The 16,009-nt window shown below is 41.3% G+C and carries 12 protein-coding genes; 10 read left to right on the top strand and 2 right to left on the bottom strand.

Going from position 1 to position 16,009, the window contains the following annotated elements; genetic code table 11:
* Positions 1-41: 41 nt before the first annotated feature.
* On the bottom strand, positions 42-845 hold the full coding sequence (locus ACIPK1_RS07675; RefSeq protein WP_005229159.1) for a Cof-type HAD-IIB family hydrolase: 804 nt from the start codon (positions 843-845) through the stop codon (positions 42-44).
* 261 nt (positions 846-1,106) lie between these two features.
* Between ACIPK1_RS07675 and ACIPK1_RS07680 the strand changes: the two genes are divergently transcribed.
* Together ACIPK1_RS07680 and ACIPK1_RS07685 are read left to right on the top strand one after the other, a co-directional pair.
* The gene (locus ACIPK1_RS07680; RefSeq protein WP_005237180.1) at positions 1,107-2,546 is read left to right on the top strand and encodes an NCS2 family permease; all 1,440 of its coding nucleotides are present in this window, start codon (positions 1,107-1,109) and stop codon (positions 2,544-2,546) included.
* Positions 2,547-2,646: 100 nt separating this feature from the next.
* Positions 2,647-3,852, top strand: coding sequence for a multidrug efflux MFS transporter (locus ACIPK1_RS07685; protein WP_016619879.1), 1,206 nt, complete (start codon positions 2,647-2,649; stop codon positions 3,850-3,852).
* Between the two features lie 47 nt (positions 3,853-3,899).
* On the opposite strand, the gene ACIPK1_RS07690 is transcribed toward ACIPK1_RS07685, so the two are convergent.
* Positions 3,900-4,082: a YjzD family protein gene (locus tag ACIPK1_RS07690; protein WP_008377814.1), complete on the bottom strand. Its 183-nt coding sequence runs from the start codon at positions 4,080-4,082 to the stop codon at positions 3,900-3,902.
* Between the two features lie 147 nt (positions 4,083-4,229).
* Between ACIPK1_RS07690 and dnaE the strand changes: the two genes are divergently transcribed.
* From dnaE to ACIPK1_RS07730, 8 genes are all read left to right on the top strand, one after another.
* Complete coding sequence (gene dnaE / locus ACIPK1_RS07695) at positions 4,230-7,541, top strand: DNA polymerase III subunit alpha (protein WP_218193519.1); 3,312 nt, start codon at positions 4,230-4,232, stop codon at positions 7,539-7,541.
* A 161-nt stretch (positions 7,542-7,702) separates the two neighbouring features.
* A complete protein-coding gene (gene pfkA / locus ACIPK1_RS07700) occupies positions 7,703-8,665 on the top strand; it encodes a 6-phosphofructokinase (protein WP_005237177.1) in 963 nt (320 codons plus the stop codon).
* A gap of 84 nt (positions 8,666-8,749) precedes the next feature.
* On the top strand, positions 8,750-10,534 hold the full coding sequence (gene pyk / locus ACIPK1_RS07705) for a pyruvate kinase (RefSeq protein ID WP_008377816.1): 1,785 nt from the start codon (positions 8,750-8,752) through the stop codon (positions 10,532-10,534).
* A gap of 195 nt (positions 10,535-10,729) precedes the next feature.
* Positions 10,730-11,290, top strand: a complete 561-nt coding sequence (locus tag ACIPK1_RS07710) for a DUF177 domain-containing protein (RefSeq protein ID WP_016619881.1) — start codon at positions 10,730-10,732, stop codon at positions 11,288-11,290.
* Between the two features lie 56 nt (positions 11,291-11,346).
* Positions 11,347-11,526 (top strand): 50S ribosomal protein L32, encoded by a 180-nt coding sequence (gene rpmF, locus ACIPK1_RS07715; RefSeq protein ID WP_005229191.1) that lies wholly within the window; start codon positions 11,347-11,349, stop codon positions 11,524-11,526.
* Positions 11,527-11,710: 184 nt separating this feature from the next.
* Positions 11,711-13,132 (top strand): NADP-dependent phosphogluconate dehydrogenase, encoded by a 1,422-nt coding sequence (gene gndA, locus ACIPK1_RS07720; RefSeq protein ID WP_005229192.1) that lies wholly within the window; start codon positions 11,711-11,713, stop codon positions 13,130-13,132.
* Positions 13,133-13,271: 139 nt separating this feature from the next.
* Positions 13,272-13,958 (top strand): response regulator transcription factor, encoded by a 687-nt coding sequence (locus ACIPK1_RS07725; RefSeq protein ID WP_005229193.1) that lies wholly within the window; start codon positions 13,272-13,274, stop codon positions 13,956-13,958.
* Between the two features lie 14 nt (positions 13,959-13,972).
* Positions 13,973-15,478: a HAMP domain-containing histidine kinase gene (locus ACIPK1_RS07730; protein WP_034872519.1), complete on the top strand. Its 1,506-nt coding sequence runs from the start codon at positions 13,973-13,975 to the stop codon at positions 15,476-15,478.
* The last annotated feature ends 531 nt before the right edge of the window (positions 15,479-16,009 follow it).

The raw sequence follows: 16,009 nt of genomic DNA on the forward strand, positions 1-16,009 counted from the left end.
GCAAAAAAAAGCTGATGCGGACAATCCCGCATCGGCTTTTTTTATAGACCTAAATATTTTTCCAAGTAATCGACCATGCCATCTTCCGCATTGGTTTTGTCAGTAACATCATTGGCGATTGATTTTAATTGTTGCGTGCCATTTGCCATAGCAACGCCCCAACCCGCATAATCCAGCATCTCCAAATCATTGTGTTCATCACCAAAAGCGATGATATCTTGCCGATCCAAAGACAAAGAATCCGCGATCACCGAAAGACCAAGTGCTTTATGGACCCCTTTTGGTACGATCTCTAAGATGGCTTGAGGCCCGCCCCACGTGCGAACATCGACTGCATCGTCAAATTGATCCTTGATACGTAAAGAAACAGATTCTGCTAATTCATTTTCGGTTTTCACCAGTAATGAAGTGGGATCCGTTTTTAAATTTGCTAATAGATTTTTTTCGGAAGCATTACCCGAAAAGAAAAAGTGTTGATCAAATCCGCTTAAATCATCAATGAAAAAGGTTTCGCGATTTTCTGCTGCGACAAATGTCAGCCCCAATTGCTCTTTTTGTGCCATGAGCTCAAACGCAATTTCTCGAGAGATCGAGTGCTCCATTTCATTTGCCCATACTTGTCGAGGTTTATGGACCAACCCACCGTTAAAATTGACCATTGGTGTTGTGAGCGCCAATTCTTTATAGAATTGATCGCTCATACGAAAAGGTCTTCCTGTAGCGATGGTAACAAAGTGTCCCGCTTTGGTGGCGCGAACCAGTACCTCACGTGTGCGAGGGGAAAGTTGGGATTCAGTATTTAAGGTTGTGCCATCTAAATCAATGGCGATGATTTTTGGTTTCAAAAGACTCGCTCCATTCTCTTATGGTAGTGGCTTAAGTGTAACATATTTCTGTCATTTCACAATACAAGTAAGTTTTCGATAAGTTTTCATAATAGTTACAAAGTAAAACACGAACATTAAACGTTTTTGGTTCGTTTTATTCGGAAAAAGGTTTGAAAAGCGAAAATTATTCCCTTATAATTTGTAATTGTTCGATGAAAAGCGCAATTATTCATTTTTTCTTTTCATAGAAACGATTAAAGTTCAGGAGTGAAACATAACATGGAAAAGTTTTTCAAATTAAAGGAGAATAAAACGACGGTTTCCACAGAAGTGATGGCTGGGGTCACCACCTTCTTCGCGATGAGTTATATTTTGTTTGTGAATCCGACGATTTTATCTGCTGCAGGCATGCCGTTTCAAGCTGTTTTCTTAGCAACGATCATCGCTTCAGTGATTGGTACCCTGATCATGGGCTTATTTGCAAATGTGCCTTACGCGCAAGCACCTGGAATGGGACTTAATGCATTCTTCACCTTTACCGTTGTTTTTGGTTTGGGGTATACGTGGCAGCAAGCATTAGCGATGGTTTTCATCTGCGGCCTGATCAACATTTTTATCACGGTGACTCGAATCAGAAAAATGATCATTCATGCGATTCCAGAAAGCATGCAGCATGCAATCGGCGGCGGGATCGGGATCTTTGTGGCTTATGTAGGGATCAAAAATGCCAACTTGCTAAACTTCAGTGCAGACACTGCCGCAGTGACGGGTTCAGTTGTCGACGGTGAGACGATTGTGAGTGCCAATTTTAATGGGGGGATCGTCCCAGCTTTGGCGAATTTCAATAATGCACCTGTTTTGTTAGCAGTGATTGGTTTAGTAGTGACTACTTTATTAGTGGTGAAAAATGTACGTGGGGCAATTATTTTTGGTATTTTAGGAACGACGATCATTGGTATTTTGATGGGTGTGGTGGATTTAAGTGCCATTGATTGGCACGGGAATTCATTAGGAAGTTCCATCAGCGAACTAGGAATCACATTTGGCGCTGCGTTTGGCTCTGAAGGAATGGGCTCACTATTCAGTGATTCTGCCAAAATCCCTCAAGTAATCATGACGATTTTAGCATTTAGCTTATCAGATGTCTTCGATACGATCGGTACCTTTATCGGGACTGGACGTCGTACAGGGATCTTTTCGAAAAAAGATGAAGAAGCGGTTGAAAATAGTAACGGGTTGAATACGAAAATGGATAAGGCTCTTTTTGCAGATGCCGTAGCCACGTCTGTAGGGGCCATCGTAGGGACCTCAAATACAACGACTTATGTGGAATCAGCAGCTGGCATCGGTGCTGGTGGACGCACGGGCTTGACTTCCGTTGTGGTGGCAGCACTCTTTGCGATCAGCAGTATCTTTTCTCCACTGATCTCAATCGTTCCCGCACAAGCGACAGCACCGGCGTTGATCTTAGTTGGGGTAATGATGATGGCTTCTTTTGCAGACATCAAGTGGACTGATCTAGAAGAAGCAGTTCCCGCTTTCTTTGCATCTATTTTTATGGGCTTGTCTTACAGTATTTCCAACGGGATCGCTGTTGGTTTCATTTTCTATGCATTAGTGAAAGTAGTGAAAGGAAAAGCCAACGAAGTGTCTCCGATCATCTGGGTCGTCAATGCGTTGTTTATCCTAAACTTTGTCATTTTGGCTTTGATCAGTTAAGTTTAATGAAGAAAATCTTTCTGTATTTTAAATGCAGAAAGATTTTTTATTTGATTATTACTCACGATACGGTATAGTATTTGTGAAAGAAGGTTTGTAAATGAAGATTGATTGGAAACGAAATCTACTGATTTCATGGGTAGGTTGTTTTTTTACGGGTGCCAGTTTTAGTCTTGTCATGCCATTCATTCCCTTATATATAGAAGAGTTAGGCGCTCCAGAGAGTCAAATTGAGTTGTTTTCTGGATTAGCAATCTCAGTAACGGCGTTTGCGGCGGCTATCATTGCTCCAGTTTGGGGAAATCTAGCAGATCAAAAAGGTCGTCGTTTAATGATGATTCGCGCGGCTGCGGGGATGACAGTGACGATGGGTTCTTTGGCTTTTGTACCGAATGTCTATTGGTTATTGATCATGCGTTTCTTTACCGGAATTTTATCGGGGTATATTCCAAATGCGACTGCGTTGATCGCTTCGCAGGCGCCTCGAGAAAAAAGCGGTTGGGCGCTTGGGACATTGGCTACAGGAGCCATCGCAGGGAATTTGATTGGTCCTTCCATGGGTGGGGCGTTGGCGCAATGGTTCGGCATGAAAAATGTTTTTATCATTACCGGTGTCGTGCTGCTAATTACGCTCTTGCTCACGATTTTTCTCGTTCAAGAAGATTTTGAGCCGGTTGAAAAGGGCGATCTGCTGTCCATCAAAGAAATTTTTGGTCAAATCAAAAATATGCAGTTGCTTGTTGGCTTGTTTATTACGTCACTGATTTTACAGCTAGGTGTAACCAGCATCAGCCCAATCCTCACATTGTATATTCGTGATTTAAGCGGGGATACGGGCAATATTTTGTTCGTCAGCGGATTGATCGTCTCTGTTGCCGGTGTTTCAGCGATTATCTCCTCGCCGTTTTTAGGCAAAATCGGTGATCGTTATGGCAATCACAAAGTACTATTGGGGGGCTTAGTGCTATCATTTTTCTGTTTCATTCCGATGGGCTTTGTTTCTACTCCGTTTCAATTAGGCGTGTTACGCTTCTTGCTTGGTTTTTCTACCGGTGCCTTGATGCCGTCCATCAATACACTGATCAGCAAGATCACCCCGATGGAAGGGGTCAGCCGCATCTACAGCTACAACCAAATGTTTTCTAACTTTGGGCAAGTGTTAGGTCCGATGGTCGGTTCAACGGTGGCAGCTGGTTTTGGTTATCCCGCTGTCTTTTGGGTAACTAGTGGGTTTGTACTGATCAATATTTTTATCTCAGGATTTAATTTCCGTAAAAGCTTACGTAAAACGGACATCAGTGAATAGTTGAAAAGAAAAAAAAACCAGTTACAATAAAGGTAACTGGTTTTTTTTTAATGGCTTGTCTTTTCAGGCGCTGGTGCGATAATACCAACAAGAATGATCACCACACCTGTGACCAAAGAGATGATTGAAGTTAATTGAAAATCATAAGTTGCTCCAGCAAGTGAGCTGCCTAGATAGCCAACGACTTGACCTAATACAAAAGTCCAAAATAAAGTGACTAGGTAACGCATGACGACACCTCTTTTCTGCGTATCTTCCATTTCGACTTTAGTTTATCACAAAAATATTTATTGTAAAGATTTTCACTTTTTCATTTTGTTTTTCAAATCTATTTACTAGCAGAAAGAAAGAGAATTTTCATTTTTGGAGGGATTTCAATGTATTCACAGCTCACCACCTTAAGCGCCTATTCGTTGCTGCAAAGTACGATCAAAATTCCTCACTATATAGAGCAAGCCAAAAAGATGGGCTATCAGACATTGGGGCTGACCGATCATAATGTTCTCTATGGCGCGGTCGAGTTTTATCAACAATGCCTAGCACAGGGCATCAAGCCGATTTTTGGCGCTTTGTTCGACTGTACCTTCGGAGAGGGATCAATGTCCTTTCCATTGTACGTATTTGCCAAAAACCTCAAGGGCTATCAAACCTTGATGCGTTTATCAAGTGAAAAAATGATCACCGAGCAGTTGAATTTAGCTGCTTGTGATTCTTTGCAGGATCTCTTTGGTTTGCTGCCTGAAGGCGAGGGGTTTCTGCCTTCTCAGCACGATGATCTAGAAGCCAATCAAGAAGCACTGCGAGCAATCAGCCATAAATTTGATTCTGAGAGCTTGTTTTTAGGGATTACTAGCAAAGGGCTAGATCCAGAAACGATCGCTTGGTTTAACGAGCAAAACATTGCCCCATGTGCGTATCAACCAATCGCGGCTTTAGCACAAGAAGAAGCCTTTGCAGTCAAAGTGATGACCCATATCAAAGAGGGCTCGCAAATTGAAGACTTTCGTCAGGCAAAAGAGCAAGCGACTACGCAGCTTTTTTTACAACCGGCAGACCAATTGACTGCGTCATTTGGCGAAGCGTCGCAGGCATTGATGAATAATCAGCGGATTGCAGCTGAATGCGCCGTCGAGCTGCCGCTGCATCAGCGGCTGTTGCCTCATTACCCGCTACCAGCCGAAGAAAGTGCTGCGGACTATTTGCGGAAAATTTGTTTTGAGCGTCTGCCTCAGCGTGTTGCCCACGTTACATCGGCGTACGAACAGCGTTTGGATTATGAGTTGTCCGTTATCCATAAGATGGGCTTTGATGACTATTTCTTGATTATTTGGGACGTCATGGACTTTGCCCACCAACAAGAGATCGTTACCGGCGCTGGACGGGGATCGGCTGCTGGAGCACTGGTGGCATATGTTTTATCGATCACCGACGTAGATCCAATCAAATACGATCTTTTGTTTGAACGATTCTTGAATCCAGAACGTTACACGATGCCTGATATTGATTTAGATATTCCTGACAATCGCAGAGACGAGATTTTACAGTATGTGCGCCAAAAATATGGGCAAGAATATATGGCACAGATTGCCACGTTTGGTACCATGGCGGCCAAAATGGTTTTGCGAGATGTTTCTCGGGTCTTTGGTCTCTCGCAAAGTGAAGCTAATCGCTGGTCAAAAGCCATCCCCAATGCCTTGAAAATGACCTTAGATCTTGCTTATGAACAATCCAATCAGCTGCGAGAGCTGGTTTCGTTCAATGAGCGGAATCAAGTAATGTTTCAAGTCGCCAAAATCTTAGAAGGACTGCCCCGTCACGTATCGACCCATGCCGCCGGTGTGGTGATCAGTGACAAGAATCTGCTTGATTTGGTGCCTTTGCAAGAAGGCAGCGATGGGATTTGGCTGACCCAGTTTACCATGAATGACGTGGAAGCCATTGGCCTATTGAAGATGGATTTTTTAGGTTTGAGAAACTTGTCGATCATTGATAATACCTTGAAAGGTATCAAACGAATCAGCCAACAAATCGTAACCCAAAAAGAGATTCCTCTTGATGATCCAGCAACATTGCGTTTGTTTCAAAAAGGGGAGACGGCAGGGATCTTCCAATTTGAATCAGCGGGAATACGCAATGTCTTGCGCAAGCTAGGGCCAGAAAGTATCGAAGACATTGCTGCAGTCAATGCCTTGTATCGCCCGGGACCGATGCAAAATATTGATACTTTTATCAAGCGGAAAAAAGGACAAGAGCGGGTCTCTTATCCGGATGACAGCTTGATTCCAATCTTGCAAAACACTTACGGAATCATTGTTTATCAAGAACAGATCATGCAAGTAGCTTCCAAAATGGCTGGTTTTAGCCTAGGACAGGCAGATATTTTGCGGCGAGCAATCAGTAAAAAGAAAAAAGACGTGTTGGATGAAGAACGTCGCCATTTTGTGCAAGGTGCGTTGGCCAATCATTATGACGAGAAGACCGCCAATTTGGTCTATGACTATATTGAGCGCTTCGCCAACTATGGGTTTAACCGTTCCCATGCGTTTGCCTATTCCTTTATCGGCTTTCAAATGGCGTACTTGAAAGTGCACTATCCGGCACCTTTTTTTGCTTCGATCTTGCACTCGGTACGCAATACTGCAAGCAAAATGAAAGAATACTTAAATGAAGCCGCACGTTATGGCGTAGAAGTATTGCCACCATCGATCAATACCAGTGGGTTTAGTTTTCAACTGCAAAATGAGAAACAAATCCGCTTTGGGTTCAGCAGTATCAAAGGGATTCGGCGCGACATGATCCAAGACATTTTGACAGAACGAAAAGAGCATGGCAATTTCACGTCCATGGATCAATTTTTACTTCGCTTGAATCAGCGGAACAGCAAGTGGTTAAAGTTGGACTATTTATTGCCGCTTTTGAGCATCGGTGTATTCGATGTGATTGCGCCTAATCGAAAACAAGCATTGATCCAACTAGAAGGGAAAATCCAAAATATTACTTATAGTGGCGGCAGTTTGGATCTCTTAGAAACCATGGCTTTAAAAGAAGAAGCCGTTGCCGATTACAAACTGGAAGAGAAACTGGCTTTGGAAGAAGAATACTTAGGTGTTTATTTGTCTGGCCATCCCGTAGAACAGTTTCAAAAATTGCATCAATTAAAACAAATCACCGATATTGCCGATCTGGTTCCGAATGAACGGGTCCGCATCCTTTTGTATGTCCGCAAGATTCGGGAGATACGTACAAAAAAAGGCGAACAGATGGCATTTGTTGAAGGAACGGATGCTAGCAAAGAAGTTTCAGTAACGATTTTTCCCATCGTTTATCGACAAGTGCGTTCCTTGATCGAAGAAAATGCTGTTCTCTATATTGAAGGAAAGGTCGAGGTAAGTCGTTACAATGGTGAAATCCAACTCATTGCTGATAAAATAGACTTAGCAGAAAACGTTCAAAATAAAATTGCGCCACAAACTTGCTACTTAAAGATTTCTGCTGAAGCCGAAACGTCGCACCTGCAAGCATTGTCGAAGGAAATGAAGCAGCATCAAGGAAATATTCCAGTGGTGATGTTTTATGAAAGTAGTGGCAAAAAAGTGTTATTAGCAGAAGAAAACTGGGTAACGGATGAGCCGAACTTTGTCACACAACTGAAGGCATTATTAGGAAATGGAAATGTAATTTTCAAGTAATTTTCCGAAAACGATAATTCAACTTACACTTTTTTCAACTTTTTCCCACTATTTCAAGACATTTTCATGGAATAATGGTAGAATATGTCTCGTGGTTATTACTTGAAAACTAGCAAACAGGGGCTTCCCTAAACAAAATCTTTTGATGAGGTGAAAGAATAATGAAACGCATTGGAATTCTAACCAGTGGCGGCGATGCACCAGGAATGAACGCAGCGATTCGCGCAGTTGTCAGAAAGGGTATTTTTGACGGACTTGAAGTATATGGAATCAACTATGGCTATGCCGGACTAGTCGCAGGCGACATTCGTCGCTTAGATGTTGCTGATGTTGGTGACAAAATTCAACGTGGTGGAACATTCTTATATTCAGCACGTTATCCAGAATTTGCGACACAAGAAGGGCAATTAAAAGGAATCGAGCAATTAAAGAAATTTGGCATCGAAGGGCTAGTCGTGATTGGTGGAGATGGATCTTACCATGGTGCGATGGCACTTACTCGCCACGGTTTCCCAGCAATCGGGATTCCCGGAACGATCGATAACGACATTCCAGGAACAGATTTCACGATTGGTTTTGATACAGCGATCAATACTGTCTTAGAATCGATTGACCGTATCCGTGATACAGCGACATCACATGTCCGCACATTTGTGATCGAAGTAATGGGACGTGGTGCTGGCGATATCGCTTTATGGTCAGGTGTGGCCGGTGGTGCGGATGAAATCATCATCCCAGAACATGATTTTGACATGCAAGTTGTTGCTGATCGTATCCGTGAAGGACGCGACCGCGGGAAAAAACATTGCTTGATCGTTTTAGCCGAAGGCGTGATGGGCGGAAATGATTTTGCTGACAAACTTTCTGAATACGGCGATTTCCATACCCGTGTATCAATTCTAGGACACGTTGTCCGTGGTGGTTCACCAAGCGCTCGTGACCGTGTGTTAGCAAGTAAATTTGGTTCATATGCCGTTGAATTATTGCAACAAGGCAAAGGCGGTCTATGTATCGGTATCGAAAACAATGAAATGATTGCTTCTGATATTATCGAAACCCTTGAAAACAATCGTCACAAACCAGATCTTAGCTTGTATAACTTGAACAAAGAAATCTCATTCTAAAGAGATTTTTTAGAGCAACGCAACAGTAATTTTGTAAAAAAAGCTTATTAGCTATTTTAAATAAATGAATAGGAGCGTTTAGTAATGAAAAAAACAAAGATCGTAAGTACATTAGGACCAGCAAGTAACAGTGTGGAAATTATTTCTCAACTGATTGAAGCCGGTGCGAATGTCTTCCGCTTTAACTTCTCTCATGGAGATCATGAAGAACAATTAGCGCGTATGACAATGGTTCGTGAAGCCGTGAAGAAAACTGGTAAAGATGTCGGTATCCTTTTAGATACAAAAGGTGCTGAAATCCGTACAACTGTACAAAATACGACAGAAGCTGACTTTGGTCGTGCTGGATACATCCAATTTAACGTTGGCGATGAAACACGCATTTCAATGGATCCAGAACACAAAGGAACAAAAGAAAAAATTGCTGTAACTTATCCTGGTTTATTTGAAGATGTTCATGTGGGCGGACACATCTTGTTTGATGATGGTTTGATCGACATGGAAATCAAAGAAAAAGACGAAGCAACCCGCGAATTAGTGGTTGTTGTTAAAAATGCTGGAATGTTAGGATCACGTAAAGGGGTCAACGCTCCTGGCGTATCAATCAGCTTACCTGGTATTACTGAAAAAGATGCAGAAGATATCCGTTTTGGTCTTGATAACGATATCGACTTCATTGCCGCTTCATTTGTACGTAAAGCGCAAGACGTTTTAGAAATTCGTGAAATTTTAGAAGAAAAAGACATGACTCATGTGCAAATCTTCTCTAAAATCGAATCACAAGAGGGTATCGATAATATCGATGAAATCATCAAAGTTTCTGATGGTATCATGGTTGCCCGTGGGGACATGGGTGTTGAGATCCCTGCTGAAGAAGTACCAATGGTTCAAAAGAGCATCATTAAAAAATGTAACGCTGCTGGTAAATCAGTTATCACAGCAACACAAATGTTAGAGTCAATGCAACAAAACCCACGTCCAACCCGTGCAGAAGCTTCTGACGTTGCCAATGCTGTCTTTGATGGTACCGATGCAACAATGCTTTCTGGTGAATCAGCAAACGGTGACTACCCTGTTGAGGCAGTAGCAACAATGGCACGGATCGACATTGAAGCTGAAAAAGCTTTATCAGAAAACAGCACATTCCAAATCAACCAATTCGATAAAACAGATGTAACAGAAACAATCGGTTTATCTGTTGCTCGTGCGGCGAAAAACCTAGGGGTAAAAACAATCGTTGCAGCGACTGAATCTGGCTACACTGCAAAAATGATCTCTAAATATCGTCCAGATGCTGACATTTTAGCTGTTACATTTGACGAACGTACAAAACGTGGCTTGATGCTTAACTGGGGTGTCTACCCAACCGTTGCTGAAAAACCATCAACAACTGATGAAATGTTTGAATTAGCAGCAAAACAAGCAGTTGATTTAGGTTTTGCTAAAGAAGGCGATCTAATCTTGATCACAGCCGGTGTTCCTGTTGGTGAACGCGGAACAACCAACGTCATGAAGATCCAATTGATCGGTTCAAAATTGCTTGAAGCGCAAGGGATTGGTGAAAAATCAGTTGTTGCCAATGCCGTGATCGCTCACAGTGCCGAAGAAGCAATTGCGAAAGCAAAAGATGGCATGATTTTAGTTGTACCAACAACAGATAAAGAATATATGCCAGCAATCGAAAAAGCAGCAGCTTTAGTTGTTGAAGATGGCGGCTTGACTTCTCATGCAGCAGTTGTCGGAATCGCGAAAGATCTACCAGTCATCGTTGGTGCCAAAGACGCAACAACAACCATCAAAGATGGCGAATTGGTTACTCTTGATTCTCGTCGCGGTATCGTTTATCGTGGAGAAACAACAGCGATCTAATGATTTTTAACGATTGATCAAGCAACAGGCAAGTGCACGTTGTGCGCTTCCTGTTGTTTTTTTGAGAGGGTCGAAATCCCTTGAGAAAGGGCATTAAAATGACACGATCAAAAATGAAAAAGGTGTCAAGAAAATTTCATTGACAAAGCCTCAGAAGCCCTGTATAATTGCTTTTGTTGCTTAGGGGTGATAAAAATGAAATGGTCTTTATTGGAATTAAAAAAATACCAAGAGACACCGCTGATGTTTGAAGAAACACTTGACTTAAAGAGTCAACTGATAAAACGCGATGGACAGATCATTGATTTGTCTCCTGTAAAAGTAAAAGGGCTGATGAGTGTTGATAAGCAAGGATACTTGCTGCACTATCAAGTAGAAACGACGATGACATTGCCATCTACTCGTTCTTTGACACCTGTAGCGATTCCTTTTGATTTTTCAGTGGATGAACACTTCATGACACCAGAGCAATTTCAGCGTCGCGATGAAATGATCGTCGAAGAAGAAGTTTTGATCGTTGAAGGTCAAACCATCAGCTTAGATGAATCTGTCGCTGATAACCTATTACTTGCGATTCCTTTGCAAGTCCTGACAGAAGAAGAAAAGCAAGGTTCAGCAATGCCATCTGGCAACGATTGGGCTGTTTTGTCAGAAGAAGACTTTGCAAATCAAAAAGAAGCGCAAGCTCAACAAGTTGATCCTCGTCTTGCAAAATTATCCGAATTATTCACTGAATCAGATGACGATAACGCGTAGGATTGGAATAAATTGCAGCCTCAAGGTTGCGTTCATTAACAAGGAGGTGTAGCAAAATGGCAGTACCAGCTAGAAAAACTTCGAAAGCGAAGAAAGCAAAACGTCGTACACATTACAAATTGACAATCAACGGTTTGAACGAATGTGCAAACTGTGGTGAAATGAAAAAAAGCCACCATGTCTGCTCAAACTGTGGTCATTACGATGGCAAAGACGTAGCAACAAAAGAAGCATAATTCCTTTTTTTCAGAAAGAGGATTCTAAAACCTTAGGCTAACCATGGAGCCTGAGGTTTTTTTGTTTTTTTGACGAATATGGAACTTTTCAGAAATATTTTTTGTCCAGCGAAAGAGAATAGTTCAAAAGCAGGTACATTTGCGCTATAATGAAAAAGATAATTGAATCTTAGGAGGATGAAAGATGACAAAACAACAAATCGGCGTTGTCGGTATGGCTGTTATGGGCAAAAACTTAGCGTTGAACATCGAAAGCCGCGGTTATTCAGTTGCCTTATTTAACCGTACTGGTTCAAAGACAGAAGAAGTAGTAAAAGAACATCCAGATAAAAATTTTAAAGCAACCTATACGATAGAAGAATTTGTTCAATCTATTGAAAAACCACGTCGTATTTTATTAATGGTAAAAGCAGGATTTGCGACAGATGCAACGATCCAAGAATTATTGCCTCATCTAGACAAAGGCGATATTTTGATCGATGGCGGAAATACCTTCTTTAAAGATACGGTTCGTCGTAACGAAGAGTTGGCAAACTCAGGAATCAACTTTATCGGTACAGGTGTATCTGGTGGGGAAGAGGGCGCCTTGAAAGGTCCTTCGATCATGCCAGGAGGACAAAAAGAAGCGTATGAATTGGTTGCGCCAATCTTGGAACAAATTTCTGCAAAAGCCGAAGATGGAACACCTTGTGTGACTTATATTGGACCAAACGGTGCAGGCCATTACGTAAAAATGGTTCATAACGGGATCGAATATGGGGACATGCAGCTGATTGCTGAGTCTTATGACTTGATGCAAAACATATTAGGTCTATCTGTTGATGAAATGGCTGATATTTTTGCTGAATGGAACAAAGGCGAATTAGACAGCTATCTAATTGAGATCACAGCGGATATTTTGACTCGCAAAGACGATCAAGGTACAGGCAAACCAATCGTTGATGTGATTTTAGATGCTGCTGGTAATAAAGGAACTGGGAAATGGACAAGCCAAAGTGCCTTAGACCTAGGCGTACCACTACCATTGATCACTGAATCTGTTTTTGCCCGTTATATCTCGGCTTACAAAGAAGAACGGGTCAATGCCAGCAAAGTCTTACCAAAACCAGAAGCAGTTGCTTTTGAAGGAAACAAAGAAGAGTTTATCAATAAGATCCGCGAAGCATTATACTTCAGTAAGATCATGAGCTATGCACAAGGATTCGCGCAATTACGTACTGCATCAAAAGAATATGATTGGGATCTTCCTTTTGGTGAAATTGCCAAAATTTGGCGTGCAGGCTGTATCATCCGGGCTCAATTTTTACAAAAAATCACGGATGCTTATGACAAGAATGCCGACATTGAAAACTTACTATTAGATGACTACTTCAAAGATATTACGAAACGTTATCAATCTTCTGTACGTGAAGTAGTTGCACTAGCTGTCCAAGCCGGTGTACCTGTGCCGACGTTCTCATCTGCGATCGCGTACTTCGATTCTTATCGTTCTGATCGTTTGCCAGCGAACTTGATCCAAGCACAACGGGATTACTTCGGAGCGCATACGTATGAACGGACAGATAAAGAGGGAATTTTCCATTATTCATGGTATGACGAAGCGTAAGCTTTAAGAGAATCCAAAAGAGAAAGGCCGAAAGTGAGAACTTTCGGTCAATCTCTTTTTTATTTTTTAGATACATGATAAAATAAGACAGATAATGTCTAATTTAAAGGCAGAATAATCAATAAAGGGGCTATCAATAATGAGTAATATTCTAATCATTGAAGATGAAAAGAACTTAGCTCGATTTGTGGAATTAGAATTGAAGCATGAAGGGTATAATACTGAAGTTCATTACAACGGACGGACGGGACTGGATGCGGCGCTGAATAATGAATGGGATGCGATCTTATTGGATCTGATGCTTCCTGAGTTAAATGGTTTAGAAGTTTGCCGCCGCGTGCGTCAATCGAAGAACACCCCGATCATCATGATGACCGCACGAGATTCCGTGATTGATCGAGTATCAGGTTTAGATCATGGTGCCGATGATTATATTGTGAAGCCTTTTGCAATTGAAGAATTGCTGGCACGCTTACGTGCGTTGCTTCGCCGTATCGATATCGAAGGGGACAAAAACGTTGCAAAACAAACCACGATCACATACCGAGACCTAACGATTGAAAAAGAAAATCGTGTCGTTCGTCGCGGAACAGATGTCATTGAACTAACGAAACGCGAATATGAGCTATTGTTGACTTTAATGGAAAACGTTAATGTCGTTTTGGCCAGAGATGTTTTATTAAACAAAGTCTGGGGCTATGAGACAGAAGTTGAAACCAACGTTGTCGATGTTTACATCCGCTACTTACGGAATAAAATTGATGTACCGGGGGAGGAAAGCTATATCCAAACCGTTCGTGGTACAGGTTATGTGATGCGGTCGTGAACCTTAAAAAAAGAATGAAAAAATTAAAAGAACTGAAGGGGCCTTCTTTAACTGTAAAGTGGGCCTTCGCAAGTTCTTTCTTTATATTCGTCGTATTTACGATCTTTGCCGTGATCACCTATAAAACATCGGTGAATTTGATTGTCGCTAAAGAAGAAAACAATGTGGAGCGGACGATGTCAGAGGTTGCTTCTCGTTTAGCCAATTCGGATCAAGAACTAACATTGGTCCGAACGTATCGTAATTTAACCAAAAATGATGCGGGGACGACGAGCATTTATGATCGCACTTCAACGATCGATGGCAACTTAATGAAAATCGACTCCTTTATTTCGGAATTAGGCCAAGCACCATTGAGCCTGTTTGTTTATAATTTGAATGAGGACCTTGTTTTTAAAACCCATGAAAATGATTTAGCACTGATCGACACGCAGCGCAAAGCGCCAACCATCGTAACGCTGGATGGTATCACAGGCTTTCTCTCGATCCAACCCATTTATTCAAAAGGCACCAGAGAGCGGATTGGCTATGCTCAAACATTTTATGAGTTGACTTCTTTTTATGAAATACGCAGCAAACTGCTGCTGACTTTGATTATCTTAGAAGTCGTCTCTCTGATTCTCAGCAGTGTACTCGGGTTCTTTTTATCAGCGTATTTCCTTCAGCCATTAAAGGTATTACGGGATACGATGGAAACTGTTCGGAAAAACCCGCAGTCAACCGTGCATATGCCAGAATTAAATACGAACGATGAACTGTCTGATTTAGCAGATATATTTAATGAGATGTTGGATCGCATGCGCCTGTACATTGAGCAGCAAGAGCGATTCGTTGAAGATGTTTCTCATGAGTTACGGACACCCGTAGCAATCATTGAAGGACACATGAATCTTTTGCAACGTTGGGGGAAAGATGATCCAGAGATCTTGGATGAGTCCCTCGCAGCCAGTATGCAAGAGATCAGTCGAATGAAGACGCTAGTACAGGAAATGTTGGATCTCTCAAGAGCGGAACAAGTGGATGTTCATTATGCAAATGAAACAACTAATGCAAAAGAAGTTGTCTATCAAGTGTTCAATAACTTTAAAATACTGTATCCGGATTTTGTCTTTACATTGGATGATGATTTGTATCATGAGTTGAAGCTGAAAATCTATCGCAATCATTTTGAACAGATCATTATTATTGTCTTGGATAACGCAGTAAAGTATTCCACTGATCGAAAAGAAGTTCATCTATCCATTTCATTGGATCGTCAATCTTTTGAAATTGCCATCCAAGATTTCGGGGAAGGCATCTCCAAAGAAGACCTCGATAAGATCTTCAATCGTTTCTATCGGGTAGATAAAGCTCGTGCTAGAACCAAAGGTGGCAATGGTTTGGGGTTATCTATAGCAAAACAACTATTGGAAAGCTATAAAGGAAAAATCACGGCGGAGAGTGTCATTGGCCAAGGAACAATCTTTCGAATTTATATACCGATTCTTCAAACGGAAGATCGGACGAAAAGAGAACGTTAGGCGAAAAGCTTAAGTTCTCTTTTTTTATCCATTATTGATAGATTTAGCCGTGAAATACTTCTTATAAGCGAACGTTCGAATCGTTTGACAATGAATAATTCGCTTATAAAAATAGTTGCCAAAAAGCCTATTTTTTTAGTTGATTTTTCCTTTAAGAATTGCTATATTATTACTTGTCCTTGTTAAGACATTTGTAACAAACACTGATTGAACTTTTTTGAAATTAGTTGTTGACGAAACATTTTACAAGTGTTATTATAACAAAGTCGAAAAAATATCATCTCTGAAAAACTTAATAAATCAAAAAAACTTTTCAAAAAAGTGTTTGACATATAACGGCTGAGATGGTAAGATGAAAAAGTCGCTGAGGTTAAGAAAGAAGTTAAATAACAACTTCTTGAAAAAAACTTTTAAAAAAGAGTTGACAATCAACTGCCGCTCTGATATGATATAAAAGTTGCTAACACAGCACTGTAGACCTTTGAAAACTGAACAAAGCAAGCAAACGAACCAATGTGTAGGACGTTTCAA

The sequence above is a fragment of the Enterococcus sp. NPDC086594 genome, from assembly GCF_044746145.1.
Lineage (GTDB): Bacteria > Bacillota > Bacilli > Lactobacillales > Enterococcaceae > Enterococcus_D > Enterococcus_D entomosocium.